Here is a 23,214-nt window from a genome sequence, read left to right on the forward strand (position 1 = left end):
GGGTCAGGGATAGCAAGCCGGCGAGACGGTGAGGCCGGCCCACTGCATCGGGTCGTGGCCGTAGATCACCAGGGCGTCCTCGCGGGCCGCGAGCGCGGCCAGCTTGCGGGTGCTCGCCCGGGTCCCGGCCTCGTCCAGATCGAACGGGAGGATCGGGCGCTCGTCGGGGTCGGCGGCGATGCCCATGGGGATGGCGTCGCCGGCCAGGAGCACGGCACCCGTCTCCGGGAGGCGGACGAGCACCGACTGGTGGCCCGGCACGTGGCCGCCCGACTCGATCAGCTCGATCCCCGGCAGCAGCCGGACGTCGCCCTCGACCTGCCGGTACCGCAGCCCGGGCAGGTCCCAGTGCTTGCGCGCCTCCTCCAGCCGCTCGATCCGCCCGGAGCGGGCGGCCTCCAGGTGCGCGCGCTGGACGACGAACTCGGCGCCGGGGAACTTGTCATGGTTGCCGGCGTGGTCGGGGTCGAGGTGCGTGCAGATCACCACGTGGATGTCCGCCGGGGTCAGGCCCAGCTCGGCGAGCCTGGCGGCGACGTCGTCCTCCGGCCCCACCTCGATCGGGGCGTCGCCGCCCGCCGGGGCCGCCCGGTAGCCGGTGTCGACCAGGACGTTCGTGCCGTCGTGGAGCCGGATCAGGTAGCCCGGCACGGGGGCCTCGATGCCGCGGATCGTGCCGAGCCGCAGCAGGTACAGGCGCATCGCGGTCATCGTGGCTCCCCCGCGGCTCGTGGCCGGTCCAGCAGGGCGCGCAGGGCGGTCTCCAGCGCCGCCTCGGGATCGGGTGCAGGGCGGTCGCTCCGCCAGGCGACGAAACCGTCCGGGCGGACGAGCGTGGCGGTGCCGGCGCCCCCGTACACGGCGGCGCACCGGTCGTCGGGGTCGGTCAGCTCGACGCCCAGGCGGTACACCGGCACCTCCAGCCCGAGCCGGGCCGCGACCGGCGCCATGGCGGGCGCCCACGGCCCGGCCGACCCGGTGACCAGGGTCCACGACCGGCCGAACAGCTCGATCGTCGAGATCCGCCGTCCCGCGAGCGACACCCGCGCGTGCGGCGCCCGCGTCCCGGGCCGCCCGTCGCAGTCCTCCGCCCACGGCGAGCGGTGCTCCTCGGCCCCCGCGACAGCCGCCCCGCCCACCCGGCCGACCGCAGCATCGGCGGCGGTGGCGGGTTGGTGGGGTTGAGTGACGGCCGTGGCGTCCGCCACGGCGGAGGAACGGTAGAGCTGGCGGAAGTGGACCGTGTGGTCGGGCTCGATCCCTTCGGCGGCCTCCGACTCCTCGCCCATCATCGCCGGCCGGTCCTTCGACCGGAGCACCGCCTGCTCCACCGTCGCCACCGCCACCGGCCGCCGCTCGGCCTCGTAACTGTCCAGCAGGCCGGGCCCGGCCTGGCCGCGTGCCACCATGGCGAGCTTCCACGCCAGGTTCTGGGCGTCCTGGATGCCGGTGTTGGAGCCGAGGGCGCCAGAGGGGGGCATGACGTGCGCGGCGTCGCCGACGAGGAAGACGCGGTCCCGGCGGTAGGAGTCCGCGGTCAGCCCGGCCGCCTCCCACGGCAGCACGCTCTTGATCTTCACGTCCAGGTCGGGCAGCCCCGCGGCGGCCCGTACGAGCTCGGCGCACCGCTCCTCGGGGAAGTCGTCGGGGCTCTGCCCGCTCTCCGGGTCGTACATGACGTGCAGCAGCCAGTTGACCGCGTTGTCGACCGGCACGAGCGCGCCCATGAGGTGTGAGTTGACGACGTAGGACAGGATGAACCGGCGCTCCCCCAGCGCCTCGCGCAGGTCGGCGTGGAAGTGGATGTTGAGGTAGTGGGCGAGCGTGCCCGCCCCGGCACGGCCGATGCCGAGCGCCTGCCGCACCCGGCTCCCGCCGCCGTCGGCCGCCACCAGGTAATCGGCCTCGATCTCGTAGACCTCGTCCGTGGCCGCCTCGCGCACGACCGCGCGCACGCCGTCGCCGCCGCCGCCGCCGTCGTCGTCGTCCTGAGACGGCGTCCAATGTTCGAGGGTCGTGCCGAAGCGGGCGTCGGCGCCGAGCTCGACGGCCCGCTCCAGCAGGATCGGCTCCAGCTCGTCCTGGTCGCACAGGCACCAGCCGGCCGGGCTGATGTGCTCCAGGCTGACAAGGGGGTCGACGAAGTAGGGGGCGTGCATCTCGCCGTACTCCTGGCCGGCCAGCGTCTCCATCGCCCTGATGCCGCTGTTGGCGGCCAGCGCCCGGGCGGAGTCGGCGGCGCGTACCCGGTCGTCGACGCCGAGCGCGGCCAGGAGCTCCATCGTGCGCGCGTTGACGCCGCGCGCCCGCGGGTGGGTCGAGGTGCCCGGCCGCCGCTCGACCAGCACCGAAGCCAGCCCGTACGCGGCCAGAAAAGCGGCCGTGGAAATGCCCGCGACACCCCCGCCGACGACCAGGACCGGGGTTTTTTCTTTTCGCAATCCCAGCAATTTCGCCTCCATCACAAGAATTCCCTGCTGGCCAGGCTAGTTAGCGTGTTTCCCGGCGTCCAGGGCACGCAGACGGCCCACCAGTGACCTTCTTGGCGGCCACGAGCGCGTCTCTAGCGGTCGTCCAAGGCGTACCTGGAAGATGGCCGGAAAATGATATGAGCGAGGTTATTCAATGGGACTTCTCAGCGGTAAACAAATCCTGGTCACGGGAGTTCTCACCGAATCGTCGATCGCGTTCCACGTCGCGCGGCTGGCCCAGCGGGAAGGCGCCGCGGTGGTGGTCACCGGCTACGGCAGGCTCGGCCTCGTCGAGCGCATCGCGGCCCGCCTGCCGCGGCCCGCGCCGGTGCTGGAGCTGGACGTCACCGACAGCGCGCACCTCGACTCCCTGGCGGACCGGATCCGCCCGCACGCCGACCGGCTGGACGGGGTGCTGCACTCGATCGGGTTCGCGCCGCGGACCGCGCTCGGCGGCGACTTCCTGACCACCCCGTGGGAGGACGTGGCCACGGCCGTCCAGGTCTCCACGTACTCGCTGAAGGCGCTGGCCATGGCCGCCGCCCCGCTGATGGAGGACGGCGGCTCGATCGTGGGCCTCGACTTCGACGCCTCCGTGGCCTGGCCCGGCTACGACTGGATGGGCGTGGCCAAGGCCGGGCTGGAGTCGTGCTCCCGCTACCTGGCCGGCTACCTCGGGCCGCGCGGCATCAGGGTGAACCTGGTGTGCGCCGGCCCGCTGCGCACGATCGCCGCCAAGGGCATCCCCGGCTTCGGCGACTTCGAGAGCACGTGGAAGTCCAGGGCGCCGCTCGGCTGGGACAGCTCGGACCCCGAGCCCGTGGCCCGGACGTGCCTGGCGCTGATGTCCGGCTGGCTCCCGTCCACCACGGGCGAGATCGTGCACGCCGACGGTGGCCTGCACGCGATCGGCGGGTGACCGGCCGTGGACGCCTATCCCGAGCCCGGGCGGATCCTCGTCGTCGTCCCGACGTACAACGAGCGGGAGAACGTGGAGAGCGTCGTCGGCCGGGTACGCGCCGCCGTGCCCGAGGCGGACGTGCTCGTGGCGGACGACGCCAGCCCCGACGGCACCGGCGACCTCGCCGACGCGCTCGCCCGCCGCGACCCTCAGGTGCACGTCCTGCACCGCCCGGGGAAGGCGGGCCTGGGCGCGGCCTACATCCACGGCTTCACATGGGGGCTCGACCGGGCCTACGACGTGCTGGTGGAGATGGACGCCGACGGCTCGCACCGCCCGGAGGAGCTGCCCGCCCTGCTGGCGGCCTTGCGGACGGCCGACCTCGTCATCGGCTCGCGCTGGGTGCCGGGCGGGCGGGTGGTCAACTGGCCAAGGTCCCGCGAGCTGCTGTCGCGGGCCGGCAACGCGTACACGCGGGCCGTGCTCCGCCTCCCCGTGCGGGACGCCACCGGCGGGTACCGGGCCTACCGCGCGACGACGCTGAAGGAGATCGGCCTCGACGACGTGGAGTCGCAGGGCTACTGCTTCCAGGTCGACCTGACCCTCAGGACGGTACGCGCGGGCCTGCGCGTGGCGGAGGTGCCGATCACCTTCGTGGAGCGCACCCGCGGCGCCAGCAAGATGAGCCGCGCCATCGTCGTCGAGGCGCTCCTGCGCGTCACCGCATGGGCCCTCTCCTACTCCCGGAAGACTATGTGACCCCCCGGGCTACTACCAATGGCGCACGAAACGAACTCCGACCGGCAGATGCCCCCCGACCTGCGAATTCTTACGGTTAAGGGGGCGACAAATGCACAATCTGGAGGAAGCAATGGACACGAACACCCGGCGGCGTTCGCTGCTCAGCCGTCCGCGTTTCTGGGTCGGCGCCGTCATCGCGCTGGCCGGCCTGCTGTTCAATCTGGGCGTTCTCTTCGTCCCGATCAGCGAGATCATCAAGAACCCCAAGTTCGTCCCGATGCCCGAGGTCCTCATCGGGTGGTGGCTGATGATCGTCGGCATCCCCCTCATGCTGCCCTGGCCCTCCCGCCGTGGCCGCGGCTACTGACGCCCCCGCACGACGTACCGAAGCAGCACGGACCGGGGGGACAAGGACGACATCATGAGACGAGAGACCCGCCGAACGGTACTCCGCTGGATGACCGGAATCGGTGTCGTGACGGTAGCGCCCATCGGCGGCTTCGCCGGCTGGTTGTGGGTGGACGCCTCCCGTGGCAACGGGGGCCATCTGTCCTTCTCGGCCCCCTTGCGCATCCCGCCCCTGCTCGCCCCGGCTCCGGGATCGAGCAGGACGACCAAGCAGTTCAGGCTGAACCTGCAGGAAGGCGTCTCCGAGCTGATCCCGGGCCGGCGCACCCCCACGTGGGGGGCCAACGGCAGCTATCTCGGCCCCACGATCCGGGTCAACCGGGGAGACCGCGTGCACATGCACGTCACCAACCGGCTGCGGCAGACGACGACCATCCACTGGCACGGCATGCACCTGCCCGCCCAGATGGACGGCGGGCCGCACCAGCTCATCGCGCCCGGCCGCACGTGGTCTCCGCAGTGGACCATCGAGCAGCCGGCGACCACGCTGTGGTACCACCCGCACCTGCACGCCCTCACCGCGGAGCACGTGTACCGGGGCATCGCCGGCCTGTTCCTCATCGACGACGGTGACACCCGGCTGCCGCACACGTACGGCGTCGACGACGTCCCGCTGATCATCCAGGACAAGAACTTCAACGACGACGGCACGCTCAGCACCGAGGGCATCAAGTTCGGCGGGATCAACGTGACGGGCCTGCTCGGCGACCGGATACTGATCAACGGCACCTACGACCCGTTCTTCAGGGTGACGACCACGCTGGCCCGCTTCCGGCTGCTGAACGGCTCCAACGCCCGCGTCTACGACATCGGGTTCGCCGACGGCAGGACCTTCCAGCTCGTCGGCACCGACGGCGGGCTGCTGCCGGCCCCGCTGGCGCTCAAGCGCCTGATGCTCTCACCCGGCGAGCGGGCGGAGATCGTGGTCGCGTTCAAGCCCGGTGAGAAGGTCGTGCTCCGCAGCTTCGCCCCCGACCTGCAGTCGAACTTCCTGTTCGAGCAGCTCGCGGGCGGCGGCGACGAGATGGACCTGCTGCGGTTCGTGGCGGCGCCGCAGCTGCGGCCGTCGCCTCCGCTGCCGTCGGCGCTGGCCACCGTCCCGCCGATCCGCCCGGCGGCGAACGCCCAGGTGACCCGGATGGTGATGGGCGACTTCACCTTCAACGACAAGACCATGGACATGAAGCGGGTCGACCACGTCGCCACGGCGAGCTCGGTGGGCGTCTGGGAAGTCAAGAACGACCAGGACATCCCACACAACTTCCACATCCACGGCGTGACGTTCCAGGTGCTCGACCTCGACCGCCGGACGCCGCCCCCGCACATGCGCGGCAACAAGGACACGGTGATCGTGCCGCCCGGCAGCACGGTCCGGCTCGGGGTCAGCTATCTGCGGCATTCCGACCCGATCAGGCCGTACATGTTCCACTGCCACATCCTGGCCCACGAGGATTCCGGGATGATGGGCCAGTTCCTCACCGTGTCCCCCGCCGACCGGGTGCGGGTGCCCAAGTCGCTCCCCCACAACCACGGGTGACCCGGCTGGCCGTAGATCGTCTGTCGCGCTACGGTGAAGGCCGGAGCCGCTTGGGCTACGGTGAAGGCCGGAGCCGCTCGGGCTACGGTGAAAGCCGGAGTCCGCTCGCCAGTGACGCCCGGAGGTAGTCATGCGACTGCTGCGCCCTGGCGACGTCGTCTACGCTCCGGAGCTCGACGCCCCGTGGCTGCGCTGGGTGATCGACGTGCTCCTCGCCGGCATCTCGTCCGGCAGCGTGATGATCAGCGTGTCGGTGTCGGCCGAGCCGTCGGAGCGGCCCACGTCCAGCATCGCCGCCTACATCCTGGGCGTGACGCTGGGCGCGCTGCTGCTGGTGCGCCGGCGCTGGCCGGGCCTGGTGCTGGTGGGAAGCCTCGTCGCGGTCACGGTCTACAACCTGACGGACTTCCCGAGCATCGCGCCGGTCTGGCCGCTGATCATCCCGTTGTGCACCATGGCGGCGGCCGGCCGGCTGATGTTCGCCGCGGTCGTCGGTCTGCTGGCGTTCGCGAGCTCCTCCGTGTGGCTGGCCTACCAGAACGTCGACCTCACCCTCAGCCTCATCGACGGGATCTTCCGCGAGCTGCTCCTCGTCATCGGCGCGCTGTTCCTCGGCGACAGCATGCACAGCCGCAGCCGCTGGTCCGAGGAGGTACGCCAGCGCCTGGAGGGCGAGGCCAACCAGCAGCTGATCGACGAGCGCCTGCGCATCGCCCAGGAGCTCCACGACGTCACCGCCCACACCCTGGCCGTGGTCGGCATCCAGATGGGCGTGGCCCACGACCTGGTGGCCCGCGATCTGGAGGCGGGCCGCGCCGCGCTCCGCACCGCCCGCGACATCAACAACGAGGCCATCGCCGAGCTGCAGGCGGCCGTCCACGTGCTGCGCAACGGGCAGAGCAAGGGCCAGGGCAAACCGTCCCCCGAGCTGACGCCGCTGCCCGGCGTGGCCGACATCGGCACGCTGGTCGACCGGGCCCGGGTGTCCCCGCTGAAGATCGACCTCGTCGAGGAGGGCGACCCCGCCCAGGTCCGCCCGGCGGCCGGGCTGGCCATCTACCGCATCGTCCAGGAATCGCTGACGAACGTGCTGAAACACGCGAACGCCACCCTCGTCGAGGTGGAGCTGGAATACCGGGGTGACGGCGTCGCCGTCACGGTACGGAACAATGGCACCGGCGCGACCCCGCCGGCCCGCGGGCCGTCCAGACCGAAGGGCGGTCACGGGCTGACGGGCATGCAGGAGCGGGCCACCAGCCTGGGTGGCTGGCTGACCGCGGGGCCCGACACCGACGGCCGCTACACCGTCAGCGGCTGGATCCCCGCCCCCTGAGAGAGGAAGTGATCGATGACGATCCGCGTCGTCCTCGCCGACGACCAGCAGCTCGTCCGCGCGGGCTTCCGCAGCCTGCTCGAGATGGACGCCGACATCGAGGTGGTCGCCGAGGCCGAGAACGGCGTGGAGGCGGTGGAGGTGACGCGCAGGGAGCGGCCCGACATCGTGCTGATCGACATCCGCATGCCGCGGCTCGACGGCCTGGCCGCCACCCGCGAGATCATGAGCGACCCGGCGCTGGAGGCGGTCAAGGTCATCGTGCTGACCACGTTCGAGGTCAACGAGTACATCTTCGACGCGCTGAAGGCGGGCGCCAGCGGGTTCCTCACCAAGACCGTCGACTCCGACGAGCTGCGCCGGGCCGTACGCGTGGTCGCCGACGGGCAGGCGCTGCTCACCCCGAGCGTCACCCGGCGGGTCATCGAGGAGTTCTCCCAGCGTCCCGACGGCGGCGCGCTCGACGGCGTGGGCAAGAGCCTCGACACCCTCACCGACCGCGAGCGCGAGGTGATGGCGATGGTCGCCGCCGGCCGCAACAACACCGAGATCGGCGCGGCGCTCCACATGAGCCCGCTGACCGCCAAGACCCACGTCAGCCGCATCATCGCCAAGCTCGGCATCCGCGACCGCACGCAGCTCGTGGTGCTCGCCTACGAGAGCGGGCTGGTGAGCCCGCGGCGCTCGTAGCGGACCTCCTCGATGAAGGAGACCCCCTCCGAGTCACCGGCCGCGTCGAGGCGGCGCCAGCTCTCGCGCAGGCGCAGCCTGCCGTCCGGCAGCACCTCGGGGGTGCTCGTGCAGGTCCCCGTGACGACCCGGCCGTCCGCGAGCACCTGGGTGTAGCCGAAGGTCAGGGTGCCGTCGGGGGCGCAGGTGCCGATCAGCCGCCCGGCCGTCACCTCTCCCCCGCGGAACTCCGCCCAGACGACGTGGTCGCGCTGGTGGTAGTGGCCGACGGGAACGTCGTGACCCTGCGCCGACGAGATGAACACTTTGTTGTCGTAATTCATGATCACTCACCGTGGTCGATGGGAATCGGGCCAGATCGTGAAGGTGTGCTCGTCGCGGATCCGGTACGCCTCCCGCTCGAACAGGGCGTTGACGATGCAGGCCGCCCGCACCGACAGGAGGCTGAGGTTGGGGTCGTTGATGCCGTGGGTGAGCCGGGCCCGGTTCTGCACGAAGATGCGGTGCTGGTCGGCGTGCTTCCACAGCAGCGAGTAGTGCTGCTCGACGACCGGCTCGCCGGCCTCGTCCAGCTCCACCATCTCGGCCAGCTCCGGATCCAGCGGCAGCGGGGCCGGCTCCCGGCCGGTGGCCAGCACGACATGCCTGGCCTCCCGGAACTCGTGCCCTCCGGTGGTGAGCCGGCACCGCATCGTGACGGCGCCGCCCCGGCCCGACACCGCGACGACGTCCCGGCCCGGCAGCAGGGTCAGCGGGCGGCCGCCGTTACGCAGGCGCTCCTCGTACTCGGCCTGGTAGATCTCCTGCAGGCTCGACATGGAGACGCCGTCGCTGGTGGTGACCTGCTCGCGCAGCAGCCGCCGGCGGGTGGCCTCGGGCAGCCCGGTGAAGAACCCCAGGTACGAGGGCCGGTAGAGGTCGTTGGCCGGGGGCGAGTCGTCGAGCGGGGCGAACCAGTGGCGGCGGCCGATCCACTGCACGTCGCGGAAGCCGGCCCGCAGCAGGGCGAGCACGCACTCGGCGCCCGTCTGGCCGCCGCCGACCACCACGGCGGGCGCGTCGTGTCCGGTCAGGTCCGGCAGCCGGCCCATGAGGTGCTCGGCCAGGATGACGCCGGGCAGCGCCCGGCTCGCGAAGCACGGGGGCACGTGCGGGCGGGTGCCCAGGCCGAACACCACGTGGCGGGCCGTGCCCAGCAGCCGGCCGCCGCCGTACAGCTCGAAGCCGTCGCGGTAGGCCACCCGGTCGACGCCCGCGCCGTAGGTGACGTCGAGGTGCTCGGCCGCCCAGGCGAGGTAGCGGGCGTACTCCAGGCGCGGGATGGCGTCGAACTGGGCGTTGAGGAAGCCGTAGATCCGCCCGGTGGTGACGATGTAGTTGAGGAAGGACAGCTCGTGCCTGGGGTCCACGAGGGAGACCAGGTCCTTGATCCACGAGGTCTGGAGCCGGGCTCCCGGCAGCATGAGCCCCTCGTGCCAGGCGGGGCCGGGGTTGCGCTCGAAGACCGGCAGGGGCCGGCCGCAGGCGCCCTCGTACAGGGCGGCCAGGCTGAGGTTCGACGGGCCAGCGCCGATGGCGACGGTGTCGTGGTCGTATCGCCGTCTGCTCATGACGTCACCGATTCGTAGGCGGCCGGGTCGAGGTTGTAGTTGGACCTGAAGAGGTTGCCCGGGTCCAGCCGGCGCTTCACGCTCAGCAGCCGGGCGAGCCCCTCCTCGCCGAACGTGCGCCGCGCCCTGTCACGCAGGTCGCGGTTGCCGGCGTGGGCGTCGGAGACGTAGTTGACGTAGCCGTCGCCGTGCACGCCCCACGGCGCCGCCGCCGCGGACACCGACCGCGCCCAGGCGGTCTGCTCCGCGTCCGCGTCCGGCGACTCCCAGATCGCCATGCCGGTGACGTTGAACCGGGCGTCGCGGAACGGCACCGCGGAGCCGCCGGCCGGGCCCCTGCGCACCGCGCCGTGGAGCTCCTCCAGGTAGACGGTGTCGTTGAAGGTGCCTCGCCAGCGGCCGGCCCGGAACCTGGCGACCAGCTCGTCGATCAGCTGGTCGGGCAGCTCGGTCGTGCACCGGGCGCTCCAGTAGTGCCGCAGGCCGTAGGGCAGCCGGCCGAGGATCTGCTGCATGCTCAGGTAGTCGCGCTCCTCGACGCGCCAGTCCAGCACCTCGGGGCCGCGCAGCCGCCGCTCCAGCGTCCGCGCGTACCGCTCGTCGGAGCCGCAGTAGCACACGCTCATCACGGCGGCCGGCTCCTGTGCCGGGCCGTACCGTTCCAGGAGCAGGATGCAGACCAGCTCGTCGGGGGCGTCCTCGGCCAGGTCCCGGAACAGCCGGGTGGCCGCGGCCATCTCGTGCTCCGGGTAGGCCACGACGCCGCCGTACACGCGGGAGACCTCGTGCAGGCGGAAGGTGAACTCCTCCACGACGCCGAAGTTGTGGCCGGCGCCGCGCAGCGCCCAGTCCAGCTCGGGGTCGCGCTCGCGGTCCACGACGACGTGCTCGCCGTCGGCGGTCACCAGCGCGTACGAGAGCACGTTGTCGCACGACAGCCCGTACTTGCCCATCAGGTGCCCGATGCCGCCGCCCAGGGTGAGCCCGCCGACCCCGGTGGTGTCGAAGGTGCCGCCGGTGACGGCCAGGCCGTGCCCGGAGGCGGCGGCGTCGAAGGCCGCCCAGGTCGCGCCGCCCTTGACCCGGGCCACGCGGGCGGTGTGGTCGATGCTGACCCCGTCGAGGAAGCGCAGGTCGATGACCAGGCCGCCGTCCAGGGAGGCGGAGCCCGCGATGTTGTGGCCGCTGCCGCGCACCGCGATGGGCACCTGGGCCTGGGCGGCCGCGCGGATCACGAGGCCGAGCTCGGTGCGGTTGTACGGCAGGGCGACGAGGTCGGGGCGGCGGTCGTGCATGCCGTTGAACAGCTGCCTGATCTCGTCGTAGCGGGGGTGCCCGGGCCCGACCAGGCGTTCGGGGCAGACGGGGTCGAGCGTGCGGCGCAGCTTTTCGATCATCATGGCTCCGTCCGGCGAGTGGCGGCGAGCAGCAGGGGCGGGGGATCGGCGGGCGGGGGATCGGCGGGCGGGGGACGGTCGGCGCGCAGGCAGGCGGCGGCCTCCCCGCTGGCGGCGAGGGCGAGCTTGGCCGCGCCGCCGCTGCCGCCGGTGAAGGTGTACAGGTGCCGGCCGAGGCGGGCCAGGGCCAGCAGGCGCCCGTCGGTGTAGGCGTCGCAGGCCATGACGGTCCGTACGCGCCTGAGCAGCCGGAGGTCCGGCAGCCTGGTCCGCGCGGCGGCCTCGGTGTCCCGGCACGCGCCCGGGGAGGCGGGCGGCCGGCCGGGGCCGACGTCCCACTCCTCGCTGGGCACGCCGAGCAGCAGCCCGTGCCGCCCGTACGGCCGGCCGTAGAGCCCCGTGGTCTCGTCCACGAAGGCGGGCGGACGGGGGCCGGACACGTCGTAGACCTGGTACTGGATGTGCTTGGTGCGGACGGCCGGGCCGGCCGCTCCGCTGCGGGCGAGCAGCCCGGGCGTCCACGGTCCCGCGGCCACCACGGCGACGTCGAAGCGGCGGTGCCGCCCGCCCGCGACGATCTCGGCGGCGTCACCCCGCTCGCCGACCCGCGCCACCTCGCCCGCCACGATCTCGCCGCCCCGGCGCCGGAAGTCGCCGAGGGCCATGAGCCGCAGCCGGTGCGGCGAGATGTGGCCCGCCCACCGCTCGACGACCGCGGTCGCCTCGTACGGCACCCCGTGGAGGCCCAGGGCGGCCAGCGCTGTCCCGCTGAGGAGCTCCGCCCGGGGCGGCGCGCTCTCGACGGGGGCCGCGCGCACGTAGACCGAGCCGGTCTCGCGGTAGTCCGCCCAGTCGCACAGGACGGCGCTCGCCCGCAGCTCGGCGAGGCTGTCGGCGGCCAGCCGGGCGGCGGCGGGATCGGGTTCGTAGCCGCGGACCAGGCCGCCCGACGCCGCGGTGGCGTCGGCGGCGGCCGGGTCGCCGGTGAAGAGGCAGATCTCGTCCCGCGGGGCGGCGGTCTTGAGCCGCCAGGCGAGCAGTGTGCCCGCCAGCCCCGCTCCTATGACGCAGCAGCGCATGCCGGCCGCTATCCGGTGATCAGGCCGAGCAGCCGCCCGGCGTCGCGGTCGCCGCGCTCGGCGGCGGGGAGCAGGCAGCGCACGGCCAGCGCGGGGTCGAAGTGCTCGGGGCGCAGCGCCTGCGCGGCCCTGACGACCTCGGCCGAGGGCAGGGACCCGGTACGCGCACCCGCATCCGCGGGCAGGGACCCGGCGACCGCCCGCCAGCGCGCGGCGAACTCCTCGAACGCGGCCAGGGTGAAGTTGCTGGAGTGCGGGGCGGGACGGTCCCAGCTGAGGAAGAGCCTGACCAGGCCGGGGTCGGCGCCGTCCAGGAGCTCGTGCCCCCAGATGGCGTGGTTCCTGCTGGTGGAGAACTTCAGGCCGTCGAGGCGGTAGAACTCGTTGGTCACCAGGCCGCCGAGCGCCGCGCGGGGCGGCACGCCGGCGGCCGACAGGATCGCCGGGAACAGCACCGCGTAGTAGAAGGCGTTGTCCAGGCCGAGGAAGGCCCACAGGCCGGAGACGTCCTGCCAGGCTGCGGCGTACTGCGCCATGGTCCGGGCGCGGGGGTCGACGGCCCTGCCCACGGCGTACAGGTAGGCCAGGCCCATCTCGAACCACACGTCCAGCCGCTGCCCGCCGCGGACCTCGATCCCCCAGTCGGAGGGGTAGCACACCGGGATGTCCGGCAGGCCCTCGTCCAGGTGGCGGCCCAGCAGGGCCCGGCAGCGGGCGGGGATGACCGCGCGCGACCAGATGCCGGTGAGCGTCTCCCTGTGGTCCTCCAGCGGGAGGGTCAGGCGCCGTCCCGTCACGGCCACCGGCGGGCCGCCGCACACCGTGCACACGGGGTCGACCAGGTCGGCCGCGGCCGCGTAGCCGCCGCAGCCCTCGCAGGTGCCACCGCCCATCGCGGCACCGCAGGCCGGGCAGGCGCCGCTGACGTAGGCGTGGTGCAGGGTCGTACGGCAGTCGCCGCACACCGTCAGCGTGTGCTCGCGGGACACGACGACGCCCGCCTCGACCAGCTCGTCCAGCAGGCCGGTCACCGCCCGCCGGTAGTCGTGGTCGCGCCGTGGCGAGGTGAACACGTGGTGGTCGACGCGGATGGCCTTGAGCACCTCGGCGATGCGCGTGCCGTAGTCGGTGATCACCTTGTCGGGGTCGAGGCCGAGCGCCCTGGCCTTGGCCGGCACGTAGTTCTGGTGGTCGTCGGTGCCGCAGATCGTCAGCACCCGCTCGCCGCGCGCCCTGGCCGCGCGGGCGGCGACGTCGGCGGCGACGTACGGGCCGGACAGGTGGCCGACGTGCAGCGGGCCGTTGGGGGTGGGGGGCGGCGACACGAGCACCGTCAGCCCGCCCGGCACGTCACCGCGCATGGCCGGCCGCCTCGGGCATCCAGTACATGCTGAGCAGGACGAGGCGGTCCTCGGCCGAGCGGTTGTGGATCACGTGGCGCTCCTGGGAGCCCAGCAGGATCGCGGAGCCGGCCGGCGCGTGTTCTCGCGCGCCGGCCACGTCAAAATCCGCATCACCCTCCACGACGACCGCCAGCTCGATTTCCGGGTGCTGGTCCGCCTGGCTGGAGGAATTGGGCGGAATAACGCACCACATCGCGCCGAAAGGCATGAAGTCAGTGCCGCCGTATTCCGTCCAGCGGCCGATTTCAATTCCGTACTCCTCGGTGAGGGCAGCCGTGGAACTGCTGAACTTCTGCATGCCGATCATCTCCCGTACCTGCGAGGACGGGTCCCCGGACACTGTCGCACGGAGGCAATGTGCGATGCCCGGGGACCGATGAGGGCAATACTCGCAACGCCTTCTGGACGCTCACTAGAGAGTCGCTTGTGGCCGGCAAAAGGCGGCCTTTCCAGTGGTTGCCGCATTAGTTAGTCTCCGGCCATGACAGTAGGCGAAAGGCCCCTTGTTTACGCGCCGCGCACCACGGTCGCGCTCCCCCGTCACCGGCTGCGCGGCTGGACGGTCAAGGGTTACGGCATCTCGGCCACCCGGGACCGCCCGCCCGCGGAGGTCATCGACGCCGCCCGCGTTGCCGCCGACCTCACCCTCCCGCAGGCGTACGACGGGGAGCCGTCACACGCGTTCACCGTGGTGCACGAGGACGCCGACGGCTGCTACGTCGTCGTCGCCTGGTGGAGCCGCAACAAGGTGATCCTGCACTCCAGGACCTGGCTGTCCGGCTGGGACGACCCGGCCGCCTGGCGGCCCGCCCCCGCGCACGCCACGGCCTGCGTCTGGGAGCTGGCCGCCATCGCCGCCGAGCGGGACGCCTGGGTACGGCACGTCGCCTCCCCGCCGGCGCCCGACTTCGCCGCCTACCTCGCCGCCACCCATTCCGGAGTCTTCTAGGAGCCATGCCGTGACAGCGACGATCCATCCCCCCGACTCCGGCACGTCCCCTCCGGCCGCGGCCGGGCGGCGCGCCCTGCTGGCCGTGGGCGTCACCCTGCTGGCGACGTTCATGGACCTGCTGGACGCGACCATCGTCGGCGTGGCCATCCCGCGGATGCAGCGCGACCTGTTCGCCGGCAACTCCGCGATGCAGTGGGTGGTGGCCGCGTACGTGCTGGCCTTCGCCGTCCTGCTGGTCATCGGCGGCCGGCTCGGCGACATCCTGGGCCGCAAGAAGATGTTCCTCGCGGGCGTGGCCGGGTTCACCCTGGCCTCGATCGCGTGCGCCCTGGCGTTCACCCCGGCCATGCTCATCGGCGCCCGGATCCTCCAGGGCGCCTCGGCGGCGATCATGATCCCGCAGGTGCTGTCAGTGATCAGGGTGGAGCTGCCGGAGTCCCAGCGCGGCCCCGCCTACGCCCTGTACGGCATCGTGACCAGCCTGGCCACGGTCCTGGGACCGATCACCGGCGGCCTCCTGGTCGAGGCCGACCTCTTCGGCCTGGGCTGGCGGATGATCTTCCTGATCAACGTACCGGCGGGCCTGCTCGCCTTCGCCGCCGCGGCCGTGCTGCTGCGCGACTCCCGGGAGCGGGAGTCGCAGCGCCTCGACCTGGTCGGCGCGGGGCTGCTGGCCGCCGCGCTGATGCTGCTGCTGTACCCGCTGGTGCAGGGGCACGAGACGGGCTGGCCGGTCGCCGGGTTCGTGGCCATGGCGTGCTCGCTGCCGCTGTTCGCCGCCTTCGCCCGCTACGAGCAGCTCAAGGCCGCCCGGGACGGCTCGCCGCTGGTGGCGCTGCCGCTCTTCCGGCGTCCCGCCTTCACCGGCGGGCTGCTGCTGGCCTTCCTGCTGTTCTCGCAGGTGTCGTCGTTCTTCTTCGTCTTCGTCATCCACCTGCAGACGGGGCTGGGGTTCTCGCCGCTGCGCACGGGCGTCACGCTGCTGTGGTGGTCGGCGGGGGTGATCGTGGCCGGGGGCCTCGCGGTCCGGCTGGCGCCGCGGCTGGGGCGGCGGCTGATCGGGGCGGGCTCGCTGCTGGTCGCGCTCGGCATGGCCGCGATGAGCCTCACCCTGCAGCTCACCGGGACCGGGATCGATCCCTGGGTGGTCGGACCCGCCATGATCCTGACCGCGCTCGGCGTGGGCGCCATCACCCCCGTGCTGCTCGACACCGTCATCGTCGGCGTGCCCGCGCGCGACGCGGGCGCCGCCTCCGGGGTGATCAACACGATGATGCAGGTGGGGGCGGCGGCCGGGATCGCCGTCGTGGGCGCGGTCTTCTTCACCGTCCTGTCCGCCCAGGCCGCCGGCCGCGCCGACGCGCTCGTCCCCCGGCTGCGCGCCGAGGTCGCCGCCGCCGAGGTCGTGCCCGCCCGTACCCAGGCCGCGGCGGTCACCTTGCTGCGCGACTGCGTGGACGAGCGGGTGGACACCCGCAACTCGTTCCTGCCGCCGCCCGCCTGCTTCGCCGCCATGGGGAAGCCGGAGGCGATCCCGCCCGGCACGGCCGTCCGGGTCCTGGAGACCCTGGACCGGGAGATCACGGTGGCGCGGGAGGAGGCGTTCACGCTCGCGCTGAAGGTGGCCGTCTGGTATCACGTGCTCGCCGCGCTGCTCGGGCTGGGACTGATCCGCCTGCTGCCCAGATGACCTTGTTATATGCCTTGACGGTAATATTCCCCATCGGGCATATTAGGGCGTATGGCAGTCGACGTGTTCGGAGTGCTCGCGGAGCCCACCCGGCGTCGCGTCCTGGACCGGCTGCGCCTGTCGGAGAGCAGCGTCGGCGAGCTGGCCAGGATTCTGGACGTCAGCCAGCCCACGATGTCCAAGCATCTGCGGGTCCTGCGCGAGGCTGGGTTCGTCTCCAGCCGGATCGTGGCCCAGCAGCGCATCTACCGGATCGAGGCCCGGCAGTTCCGGGCCCTGGACGACTGGCTGGCGCCGTATCGGCTGCTGTGGAACACGCATCTGGACGCCCTCGAGCGTCATCTGGACAACCAGGAGGACCGATGAACCGAAACACGTTCCGGCCGGGGCCGCTCGCCGAAGTGGATTGCCAGGCCGGCGACGGCCGCTGGACCCTGGTCTTCGTCCGCGACCTGCGCCACCCGCCGGAGAAGGTGTGGTCGGCGCTGACCGACCCGGACCAGCTCGGCGCCTGGGCACCCTACCTGGCCGCCCGCGATCTCGGCGAGCTCGGCGACGTGACCCTGACCATGATCGACGGTGACGTCACCGAGGAACTGGGCGCGTCCGTGACGCGCGCCGAGCGGCCCGCCCTGCTGGAGTACACCCTCGGCACGGACCTGCTGCGCTGGGAGCTGACCGCCACCGGACCCGGCACCCGGCTCGTGCTGCGGCACACCGTCACCGACCCCGACTGGCCGGCGAAGGTGGCGGCCGGCTGGCACCTGTGCCTCGACGTGGCCGAGCACCTTCTCGACGGGAATCCGATCGGCCCGATCCGGGGATCGGACGCGCTCGACTACGGCTGGGAGGACCTGCGCGCGGCCTATGCCGCCGAACTCGGCGCCCACCGGTAGAACGATCCCTTTCCAGCGGCACGCCGCCGCCCTCTTCCCCGAGACCTTGTCCGTTGCCGTCACCCAGCACCCCGCCCGGCCGGGCGGGTCGCCCAGCACCCCGCCCGGCCGGGCGACGTCCGCGCCAACGCGCCGCCGGGGCCTCGCCGGCGCCGCTCCACCACGGCGGGCTGTCCGTGACGGCATGTGACACCTGCCCGGACGCGAGCCGGGCGCGGCGGCTCAGCCCTCCTCGCAGCCGCAGCTGCGCCGCCTGACCAGCGCCGCGCGGGCGGGGAGAGACGGGGTCGCGGGGTCGAAGAGCAGGTCCACGGCCTGCTGTGCCATCGCCTGGAGAGGCTGCCCGGTGACGGTCAGCGAAGGGGCGGTGTGGGCGCCGTCGGGGGTGCCGTCCAGGGCGATGACGGCGAGCCGGCCGGGGACGGGCAGGCCGGCGGCGTAGGCGCCGGACAGGACGCCGATGGCCTGCTCGTCCGTGGCCGCGATCAGCGCGCGCGGCACGGCGTCCGCGGCGGCCAGGCGGCGGATCAGCACGTCGGCCGCGGCGCGGGAGTAGTCGGAGCGCAGGAGGACGGCCGAGCTCCCGGCGGCCGCCTGCCAGACCTCCCGCCGCCGGCCCACGGGTCCGGTGTCCTGCGGGCCGGCCAGGAAGGCGACGTCGCGGTGACCGTGGGCCCGCAAATGGGCGAGCGCTTCGCGTACCGCCTGCTCGTTGTCCGCGGTGACCAGGGGCGTGTCGCCGGTGGTGGAGCCGTTGTGCAGGTAGACGGCGGGCACGCGGGCCGCCCGGGCGGGCACGGTCACGTCGTCGCCCGCGTCGGCGGAGGCGATCACCAGCCCGTCGACCTGGGCGGCGAGGAAGCGCTCGACGAGCTGCCGCTCGCGCTCGGCGGAGTAGCCCGCGTTCCCGATGAGCATGAGCCGCTCGTGTCCGGCGAGCGCCTGCTCGACGTGCCTGGCCAGCGCCCCGAAGTACGGGTTGAGCGCGTCCGCCAGCACCAGCCCCACCACGCCGGTGGTGCGTGAGCGCAGCGCGCGGGCGATGCGGTTGGGGCGGTAGCCGAGCTCGGCCGCCGCGGCCAGCACGCGCTCGCGGGTCGCGGCGGCCACCGGGCGGGGGCCGTCGTTCATGACGTAGCTGACCACCGCCGTCGAGGTGCCGGCTCGGCGGGCGACGTCGGCCAGGGTGATCGGCCTGCCTGCGGGATCGCTCATGACGGTTTACATTCTCGCATCTAATCGATTAGATAAGACATCCATCCATCTAATCGATTAGACGAGGTGCGCGTGCCGGGACTCCCCCTGCTCATCGATACCGACACCGGCTCCGACGACGCGGTGGCGCTGCTGCTGGCGGTCGCCGCCGACGCGAGCGGCGACCGGGCCCCGACCGCGGCAGGCGACCGGGCCCTGGCCACGGCGGCGGGCGACGTGCGCGCCGTGACGGGTGACGTGCGCGCCGTGGCGGGCGACGTACGTGCCGTGACCACCGTGGCGGGCAACGTGCCCCTGTCCACGGCCACCCGCAACGCGCTGATCACGCTGCAGCTGGCCGGGCACGCCGGCGTCCCCGTACACCCCGGGTGCGACCGGCCGCTGACCCGCCCGCCGGCCACCGCCCAGCACGTGCACGGGCTCGACGGGATGGGCGACGTGGGCCTGCCCGACCCGGCGCGGGCCCCCGCGGACGGCCACGCGGTGGACGTGCTGCTGTCCCTGGCCCGCCGCCACCCCGGCGAGCTGACGCTCGTCACCCTGGGCCCGCTCACCAACGTGGCCGCCGCGCTGCTCCGCGACCGCGAGCTGCTGACCCGATTCCGCCACGTCTACTGCATGGCGGGCGCGGCCGACCTGTGCGGCAACATCTCCCCCACGGCGGAGTTCAACGTGTGGGCCGACCCCGAGGCGGCCCGCGTGGTGCTGCGGGCGGCCACCGCGGACCGGGTGACCTGGATCGGCTGGGACGTCTCACGCCGCGACGCCGTCATGACCCCCGGCGACCAGCGCCGGCTGGAGGAGCTCGGCACGCCCCTGGCCGCCTTCGCCCACCGGATCAACCGGGCGGTCGCCGACTGGGCCCGTGACGTCACCGGCCTGGCCGGCTACGACCTCCCCGACCCCGTCGCCATGGCGGTGGCCCTGCGCCCCGACCTGGTCACCGAACGCGAACGCGCCCACGTGGACGTGGCCCTCGGCGACGAGACCCGCGGCCAGCTCATCATCGACCGCCGGCGCGCCGCGCCCCCGCCCAACGTGACCCTGGTGCGCCGGGTCGACGAGCAGGGCTTCAAACGGCTGCTCCTCGACGCCTGCGCGCGCACCCCGTCCCCCATCACCGAAGGACTCTCATGACCGCCGACCCTTCCGGCCGCCACGACCTGCACTGCCACCTCGACGGCTCCGTCCGCCCGGCCACGATCGCCGAGCTGGCCCGCGAGCAGGGCATCGAGCTGGACCGCCCCGTCGCGGACCTGGTCACGGCGCCCCCCGACTGCGGCAGCCTGACCCGGTACCTCACCTACATCGACCTGCCGCTGCGCGTCCTGCAGACCCCCGGCGCGCTGCGCCGCGCGGCGCGCGAGCTGGTGGAGGACTGGAGCGCCGACGGCGTCGTCCACGGCGAGGCCCGGTTCGCGCCGCAACTGCACGGACAGTACGGCATGACGCCGGACGAGGCGGTCTCGGCGGTCGCCGCGGGGCTGGCCGAGGGCCGGGCGGCGACGGGCGTGCGTACCGCGCTGCTGCTGTGCTGCCTGCGCCACCAGACCCCGGAAGAGAGCCTCGCCGTCGCCGAGACCGCGGTACGCCACCGCGACGTGGTCAGCGGGCTCGACCTGGCCGGCGACGAGCGGCTGTACCCCGGCGCCCCGCACCGGCCCGCCTTCGAGCTCGCGCACCGGGCCGGGCTGCCGTGCACCGTGCACGCGGGCGAGGCCGCGGGAGCCGCCAGCGTGTGGGAGGCGATCGAGGTGCTCGGCGCCCGCCGGATCGGGCACGGTGTGCGGTGCGTCGAGGACGACGCGCTGCTCGAACGCCTGCGCCGCGACCGGATCACGCTGGAGATGTGCCCGATCAGCAACGCGCAGACGGGCGCGGTGGCCGGCCTGGCGGCCCACCCCGCCGACCGGCTGCTGGCGGCCGGGCTCGCCGTCACCATCGGCACGGACGCGCGCACCACGTCCGCGACCTCGCTGGAGCGGGAGTTCGCCGCCCTGCGGAGGACGGCGGGCTGGACCGCCGAACAGGAACGCCTGGTCCAGGAGCACGCCGCCGCCGGCGCCTTCGGCCCCGCCACCACCTGAACCCCGGGCGCCCGGACCGCAGGGCGCCGGCCCGCGGAGATCGCGACCATGCCGGCGGTTCCCACCAGGCGGGCTACCCCACCGGGTGGTTCCCCCCAGGCGGCTGCCCCACCGCGGAAGGTCCGTCACGAACCGGCCCGCCGTCCGGTCTTAGATTCATGGACGAAACCCAGCTCCCCTCCGCGACGACCCCCGTCTCCCCGTCCGGCGCCCGGTGGTCACCCCCTCGCGCGACCCCGGCCGGCCTGGTCCGCCAGGTCCGGGACGTCATCGACGACCTGCCCCGCTTCCTCATCGCCCCGTTCCTGCGCCGCCGGCACCTGACCTGGGGAGCCACCCCGGCGGAGGCGGCCGCGTCGATGCCCGGCGACGGCCTGCTGCCCCGGGCTCAATACCGCTGCACCCGCGCGATCACCATCCACGCGACGCCGGAGCAGGTGTGGCCATGGCTGGTCCAGGTCGGGTACGGGCGCGCCGGCTGGTACGCCGACGACCTGCTGGACAACCTCGCCCGTCCCAGCGCCCGGGAGATAGTCCCGGAGCTGCAGGACCTCCGGGCCGGCCAGTGGCTGCCGATGGTCCCCAACCCCTCCGAGCGCACGGCCTTCGTCGTGGACGGCTTCACCGAGCCGTCGTGGCTGCTGTGGCGCTCGCCGAACCGCACCTGGGCCTGGCGCCTGACCCCGCTGAGCGGCGACCGGACCCGGTTGATCGCCCGGATGCACACCTGGTACGAGTGGCGGCGGCCGTTGACGCCGTTCACGGTTGTGCTGATGGAGCTCGCCGACTACCCGATGATGCGGCGCATGCTGCGGGGGATCCGGGAGCGGGCCGAGGCCCGGCGCTGACGGCCGGCGCCGGGGCGCCGGCTCGCTCGACCCCCACCGGCTGCATGGCGGTCCGCCGGTGCCGCGGCCGGTCGGCGGGCCGGCGATGGCGGCTCGGGGCGGCGGCCCCCGCCCTCGGGTCGGCGTCGTCGGACCTGCGGGCGACGTCGGCGGCGAGCAGCTCCTCCAGCTCGGCGAGGTCGCCGGTCCGCGCCGCGGCCAGGAACGTCTGGACGAGGCGCCGGTGCGCGGCGCTGTTCACCGGCCGGCACCGCTCGGTGGCGATGTGCTCGTGGGCGCGCCGCACGAGTTGCCGCGCGTGGTCCGCGCCCAGGTGCAGGATCTCGGAGATCCGCTGGTACGGGTAGTCGAACGCCTTGCGGAGGAGGTACGCGGCCCGTTCGGCGGGCGTCAGCCGCTCCAGCATCAGCCGGACCGCCCCGTCGACGGCCTCGTGCCGTTCGACCGCCGTCTCGGGGCCGACACCGGGGTCCACCGTCTCGGGCAGCCAGGAGCCAACGGACATCTCACGACGTTTCCGGGCGGACCTGGCGACATTGATGGCAAGCCGGGTGGTGGTCAACGCCAGGAACGCGGACGGGCTGATCACGTCCGAGCGGTCGGCGCGCTCCCACCGCAGCCACGCCTCCTGCACCAGGTCCTCGGCCTCACCCGTGTCCTCCAGGACGCGGAGCGCGATCGCGTAGAGCCGGGGCTGTGCGGTGACGAACGCCGTGGCGGCCGCGTCCAAGTCGGTCATCAACCGGTCGTCGGCCGCGGGCACTGCCGGGCCGGTCTGCCCCGCGTCGTCTCTGCGCGACTCCAGCAGGTTCGTGGTCACGATCTCGGCTCCCTTCGCACACAGCATCCGGTGATGCCATTGAGATCACAGTCGCGCTTGCGACCCCGTCATCGCGCCCTTGGGAGCCCGTGGTCGCTACCCTGGTGCCCGGGCGCGGTCACCCCGGGCACCCAGGGGCATACCGCCCTGAACAGCACCGATGAGCCGGTCGGGGACCCCGGGGCACCCCAGGGGGTCCCCCTGGTCACCCCGTTCTGATCAGCTCGGCCGACGCCGTGACGGTGGTTCCGGCCGTGCCGGCGAGCACCGCGGAGGCGTCCCGCAGCGCCCCGATCGCCGCCGGCCGCCCGGTCGCGGTGACGAACCGGATGCAGGCGTCCACCTTCGGCGCCATCGACCCGGCCGGGAACCGCATGGCACGCAGCTCCTCCACGCCCGCCCTGGCCAGCGGCCGTTCCCGGGAGGTGCCGAAGTCCCGCCGTACGGCGTCGACGTCGGTGAGCACCACGAGACGGTCGGCTCCGAGCTCGACCGCCAGCAGCGCCGCCGTGAGGTCCTTGTCGACGACCGCCTGCGCGCCCTCGAAGCCCCCGCCGTCCCGGGCGAGGACCGGCACCCCGCCCCCTCCCCCGCAGATCACGGTCGTGCCGCCGGCCACCAGTTGCCGGATGCTGGGCAGCTCGACGATCCGAAGGGGTGCCGGGGACGCGACGACCCGGCGCCAGGCCCGGCCGTCGCGGGCGACGGCCCACCCGTGCTCCCGCGCCAGCCTCCGGGCCTCGGGCTCCGGGTAGCCCTGGCCGACGAACTTCGCCGGGCTGCCGAACGCCGGGTCGCCGGCGTCGACCTCGGTCTGCGTGACGATCGTGACGACCGGCCCGGCCAGGCCCGCGTTGGCCATCTCCTGCGCGAGCCAGTATCCGATCATGCCCTGGGTCTGGGCGCCGAGCGTGTCGAGCGGGAACGGGTGGGCCAGGGCCGGGTCGTTCTCGCTCTCGACGGCCAGCATCCCGATCTGCGGCCCGTTGCCGTGGCAGAGCACCAGCGTGTGCTCCGCCGCGAGCGGGGCCAGCGCGCGCGCGGCGGAGCGCACGTGCTGCCGCTGGACCCCCGCGTCCGGGCGTTCACCGCGTTCGAGCAGGGCGTTCCCACCCAGTGCGACGACGAGCAGCATG

Annotated in this window: 24 protein-coding genes; 13 read left to right on the top strand and 11 right to left on the bottom strand. The window is 73.3% G+C overall.

The window, feature by feature from the left end; translation table 11 throughout:
* Positions 1 to 3 precede the first annotated feature (3 nt).
* Positions 4 to 711 (bottom strand): N-acyl homoserine lactonase family protein, encoded by a 708-nt coding sequence (locus tag ACBJ59_RS04085; RefSeq protein ID WP_375108803.1) that lies wholly within the window; start codon positions 709 to 711, stop codon positions 4 to 6.
* A complete protein-coding gene (locus tag ACBJ59_RS04090) occupies positions 708 to 2,441 on the bottom strand; it encodes an FAD-dependent monooxygenase (RefSeq protein ID WP_375108804.1) in 1,734 nt (577 codons plus the stop codon). Before ACBJ59_RS04090 ends, ACBJ59_RS04085 begins: the two co-directional genes overlap by 4 nt.
* A 184-nt stretch (positions 2,442 to 2,625) precedes the next feature.
* Here ACBJ59_RS04090 and fabI point away from each other — a divergent pair, with 184 nt between their 5' ends.
* The 6 genes from fabI to ACBJ59_RS04120 all read left to right on the top strand — a co-directional run bounded on the left by fabI (position 2,626) and on the right by ACBJ59_RS04120 (position 8,081).
* Complete coding sequence (gene fabI, locus ACBJ59_RS04095) at positions 2,626 to 3,390, top strand: enoyl-ACP reductase FabI (RefSeq protein WP_375108805.1); 765 nt, start codon at positions 2,626 to 2,628, stop codon at positions 3,388 to 3,390.
* A gap of 6 nt (positions 3,391 to 3,396) precedes the next feature.
* Entirely contained in the window at positions 3,397 to 4,131 is a 735-nt protein-coding gene (locus ACBJ59_RS04100) for a polyprenol monophosphomannose synthase (protein ID WP_375108806.1), read from the top strand.
* Positions 4,132 to 4,243: 112 nt separating this feature from the next.
* Entirely contained in the window at positions 4,244 to 4,480 is a 237-nt protein-coding gene (locus tag ACBJ59_RS04105) for a hypothetical protein (RefSeq protein ID WP_375108807.1), read from the top strand.
* Between the two features lie 90 nt (positions 4,481 to 4,570).
* Entirely contained in the window at positions 4,571 to 6,058 is a 1,488-nt protein-coding gene (locus ACBJ59_RS04110; protein WP_375108808.1) for a multicopper oxidase family protein, read from the top strand.
* Positions 6,059 to 6,188: 130 nt separating this feature from the next.
* Complete coding sequence (locus ACBJ59_RS04115; protein ID WP_375108809.1) at positions 6,189 to 7,391, top strand: sensor histidine kinase; 1,203 nt, start codon at positions 6,189 to 6,191, stop codon at positions 7,389 to 7,391.
* Positions 7,392 to 7,406: 15 nt separating this feature from the next.
* Positions 7,407 to 8,081: a response regulator transcription factor gene (locus ACBJ59_RS04120; RefSeq protein ID WP_364123199.1), complete on the top strand. Its 675-nt coding sequence runs from the start codon at positions 7,407 to 7,409 to the stop codon at positions 8,079 to 8,081.
* On the opposite strand, the gene ACBJ59_RS04125 is transcribed toward ACBJ59_RS04120, so the two are convergent.
* The 6 genes from ACBJ59_RS04125 to ACBJ59_RS04150 are packed head-to-tail and all read right to left on the bottom strand — an operon-like array spanning position 8,045 to position 13,877.
* Positions 8,045 to 8,404 (bottom strand): hypothetical protein, encoded by a 360-nt coding sequence (locus tag ACBJ59_RS04125; protein WP_364123197.1) that lies wholly within the window; start codon positions 8,402 to 8,404, stop codon positions 8,045 to 8,047. The two genes, ACBJ59_RS04120 and ACBJ59_RS04125, sit on opposite strands and share 37 nt — an antisense overlap.
* Positions 8,405 to 8,410: 6 nt before the next feature.
* Positions 8,411 to 9,691 carry a SidA/IucD/PvdA family monooxygenase gene (locus ACBJ59_RS04130; protein WP_364123195.1) on the bottom strand — a complete coding sequence of 427 codons (1,281 nt, stop codon included), beginning with the start codon at positions 9,689 to 9,691 and terminating at the stop codon, positions 8,411 to 8,413.
* A complete protein-coding gene (locus ACBJ59_RS04135) occupies positions 9,688 to 11,091 on the bottom strand; it encodes an FAD-binding oxidoreductase (RefSeq protein ID WP_375108810.1) in 1,404 nt (467 codons plus the stop codon). The genes ACBJ59_RS04130 and ACBJ59_RS04135 overlap by 4 nt, the downstream gene beginning before the upstream one ends.
* Entirely contained in the window at positions 11,088 to 12,167 is a 1,080-nt protein-coding gene (locus tag ACBJ59_RS04140; RefSeq protein WP_375108811.1) for an FAD-dependent oxidoreductase, read from the bottom strand. The genes ACBJ59_RS04135 and ACBJ59_RS04140 overlap by 4 nt, the downstream gene beginning before the upstream one ends.
* A gap of 8 nt (positions 12,168 to 12,175) precedes the next feature.
* Positions 12,176 to 13,528 carry a class I tRNA ligase family protein gene (locus ACBJ59_RS04145; protein ID WP_375108812.1) on the bottom strand — a complete coding sequence of 451 codons (1,353 nt, stop codon included), beginning with the start codon at positions 13,526 to 13,528 and terminating at the stop codon, positions 12,176 to 12,178.
* Positions 13,518 to 13,877: a cupin domain-containing protein gene (locus ACBJ59_RS04150; protein WP_364123187.1), complete on the bottom strand. Its 360-nt coding sequence runs from the start codon at positions 13,875 to 13,877 to the stop codon at positions 13,518 to 13,520. The genes ACBJ59_RS04145 and ACBJ59_RS04150 overlap by 11 nt, the downstream gene beginning before the upstream one ends.
* Positions 13,878 to 14,051: 174 nt before the next feature.
* Here ACBJ59_RS04150 and ACBJ59_RS04155 point away from each other — a divergent pair, with 174 nt between their 5' ends.
* Genes ACBJ59_RS04155 through ACBJ59_RS04170 form a run of 4 tightly spaced genes read left to right on the top strand, consistent with a single transcriptional unit; the run spans position 14,052 to position 17,108 of the window.
* Complete coding sequence (locus tag ACBJ59_RS04155) at positions 14,052 to 14,519, top strand: hypothetical protein (RefSeq protein WP_375108813.1); 468 nt, start codon at positions 14,052 to 14,054, stop codon at positions 14,517 to 14,519.
* 10 nt (positions 14,520 to 14,529) lie between these two features.
* A complete protein-coding gene (locus tag ACBJ59_RS04160; RefSeq protein ID WP_375108814.1) occupies positions 14,530 to 16,212 on the top strand; it encodes an MFS transporter in 1,683 nt (560 codons plus the stop codon).
* Positions 16,213 to 16,263: 51 nt separating this feature from the next.
* Positions 16,264 to 16,578 (top strand): ArsR/SmtB family transcription factor, encoded by a 315-nt coding sequence (locus ACBJ59_RS04165; protein ID WP_375108815.1) that lies wholly within the window; start codon positions 16,264 to 16,266, stop codon positions 16,576 to 16,578.
* Complete coding sequence (locus tag ACBJ59_RS04170; protein WP_375108816.1) at positions 16,575 to 17,108, top strand: SRPBCC family protein; 534 nt, start codon at positions 16,575 to 16,577, stop codon at positions 17,106 to 17,108. The genes ACBJ59_RS04165 and ACBJ59_RS04170 overlap by 4 nt, the downstream gene beginning before the upstream one ends.
* A gap of 222 nt (positions 17,109 to 17,330) precedes the next feature.
* Here ACBJ59_RS04170 and ACBJ59_RS04175 read toward each other — a convergent pair whose 3' ends face one another.
* Positions 17,331 to 18,323, bottom strand: coding sequence for a LacI family DNA-binding transcriptional regulator (locus ACBJ59_RS04175; protein WP_375108817.1), 993 nt, complete (start codon positions 18,321 to 18,323; stop codon positions 17,331 to 17,333).
* A 72-nt stretch (positions 18,324 to 18,395) separates the two neighbouring features.
* Here ACBJ59_RS04175 and ACBJ59_RS04180 point away from each other — a divergent pair, with 72 nt between their 5' ends.
* The 3 genes from ACBJ59_RS04180 (at position 18,396) to ACBJ59_RS04190 (ending at position 21,258) form a co-directional block, all read left to right on the top strand.
* Positions 18,396 to 19,460 carry a nucleoside hydrolase gene (locus ACBJ59_RS04180; RefSeq protein WP_375108818.1) on the top strand — a complete coding sequence of 355 codons (1,065 nt, stop codon included), beginning with the start codon at positions 18,396 to 18,398 and terminating at the stop codon, positions 19,458 to 19,460.
* Positions 19,457 to 20,410 (top strand): adenosine deaminase, encoded by a 954-nt coding sequence (gene add / locus ACBJ59_RS04185; protein WP_375108819.1) that lies wholly within the window; start codon positions 19,457 to 19,459, stop codon positions 20,408 to 20,410. Before ACBJ59_RS04180 ends, add begins: the two co-directional genes overlap by 4 nt.
* Before the next feature lie 158 nt (positions 20,411 to 20,568).
* Positions 20,569 to 21,258 carry a hypothetical protein gene (locus ACBJ59_RS04190; protein WP_375108820.1) on the top strand — a complete coding sequence of 230 codons (690 nt, stop codon included), beginning with the start codon at positions 20,569 to 20,571 and terminating at the stop codon, positions 21,256 to 21,258.
* Here ACBJ59_RS04190 and ACBJ59_RS04195 read toward each other — a convergent pair.
* Both ACBJ59_RS04195 and ACBJ59_RS04200 read right to left on the bottom strand, forming a co-directional pair.
* A complete protein-coding gene (locus ACBJ59_RS04195; RefSeq protein ID WP_375108821.1) occupies positions 21,170 to 22,078 on the bottom strand; it encodes a sigma-70 family RNA polymerase sigma factor in 909 nt (302 codons plus the stop codon). The genes ACBJ59_RS04190 and ACBJ59_RS04195 overlap by 89 nt on opposite strands.
* A gap of 205 nt (positions 22,079 to 22,283) precedes the next feature.
* Complete coding sequence (locus ACBJ59_RS04200; RefSeq protein ID WP_375108822.1) at positions 22,284 to 23,213, bottom strand: carbamate kinase; 930 nt, start codon at positions 23,211 to 23,213, stop codon at positions 22,284 to 22,286.
* Position 23,214: the final 1 nt, after the last annotated feature.

Origin of the sequence: Nonomuraea sp. MTCD27 (assembly GCF_041950495.1) — a bacterium.
GTDB lineage: Bacteria > Actinomycetota > Actinomycetes > Streptosporangiales > Streptosporangiaceae > Nonomuraea.

Bases quoted from the DNA above. Each gene is read 5' to 3' on its own strand.
- ACBJ59_RS04085 (WP_375108803.1), bottom strand. From the start codon at position 711: ATGACCGCGATGCGCCTGTACCTGCTGCGGCTCGGCACGATCCGCGGC.
- fabI (WP_375108805.1), top strand. From the start codon at position 2,626: ATGGGACTTCTCAGCGGTAAACAAATCCTGGTCACGGGAGTTCTCACC.
- ACBJ59_RS04105 (WP_375108807.1), top strand. From the start codon at position 4,244: ATGGACACGAACACCCGGCGGCGTTCGCTGCTCAGCCGTCCGCGTTTC.
- ACBJ59_RS04110 (WP_375108808.1), top strand. From the start codon at position 4,571: ATGACCGGAATCGGTGTCGTGACGGTAGCGCCCATCGGCGGCTTCGCC.
- ACBJ59_RS04115 (WP_375108809.1), top strand. From the start codon at position 6,189: ATGCGACTGCTGCGCCCTGGCGACGTCGTCTACGCTCCGGAGCTCGAC.
- ACBJ59_RS04120 (WP_364123199.1), top strand. From the start codon at position 7,407: ATGACGATCCGCGTCGTCCTCGCCGACGACCAGCAGCTCGTCCGCGCG.
- ACBJ59_RS04125 (WP_364123197.1), bottom strand. From the start codon at position 8,404: ATGAATTACGACAACAAAGTGTTCATCTCGTCGGCGCAGGGTCACGAC.
- ACBJ59_RS04130 (WP_364123195.1), bottom strand. From the start codon at position 9,691: ATGAGCAGACGGCGATACGACCACGACACCGTCGCCATCGGCGCTGGC.
- ACBJ59_RS04135 (WP_375108810.1), bottom strand. From the start codon at position 11,091: ATGATGATCGAAAAGCTGCGCCGCACGCTCGACCCCGTCTGCCCCGAA.
- ACBJ59_RS04140 (WP_375108811.1), bottom strand. From the start codon at position 12,167: ATGCGCTGCTGCGTCATAGGAGCGGGGCTGGCGGGCACACTGCTCGCC.
- ACBJ59_RS04145 (WP_375108812.1), bottom strand. From the start codon at position 13,528: ATGCGCGGTGACGTGCCGGGCGGGCTGACGGTGCTCGTGTCGCCGCCC.
- ACBJ59_RS04150 (WP_364123187.1), bottom strand. From the start codon at position 13,877: ATGATCGGCATGCAGAAGTTCAGCAGTTCCACGGCTGCCCTCACCGAG.
- ACBJ59_RS04155 (WP_375108813.1), top strand. From the start codon at position 14,052: ATGACAGTAGGCGAAAGGCCCCTTGTTTACGCGCCGCGCACCACGGTC.
- ACBJ59_RS04165 (WP_375108815.1), top strand. From the start codon at position 16,264: ATGGCAGTCGACGTGTTCGGAGTGCTCGCGGAGCCCACCCGGCGTCGC.
- ACBJ59_RS04170 (WP_375108816.1), top strand. From the start codon at position 16,575: ATGAACCGAAACACGTTCCGGCCGGGGCCGCTCGCCGAAGTGGATTGC.
- ACBJ59_RS04175 (WP_375108817.1), bottom strand. From the start codon at position 18,323: ATGAGCGATCCCGCAGGCAGGCCGATCACCCTGGCCGACGTCGCCCGC.
- add (WP_375108819.1), top strand. From the start codon at position 19,457: ATGACCGCCGACCCTTCCGGCCGCCACGACCTGCACTGCCACCTCGAC.
- ACBJ59_RS04190 (WP_375108820.1), top strand. From the start codon at position 20,569: ATGGACGAAACCCAGCTCCCCTCCGCGACGACCCCCGTCTCCCCGTCC.
- ACBJ59_RS04200 (WP_375108822.1), bottom strand. From the start codon at position 23,213: ATGCTGCTCGTCGTCGCACTGGGTGGGAACGCCCTGCTCGAACGCGGT.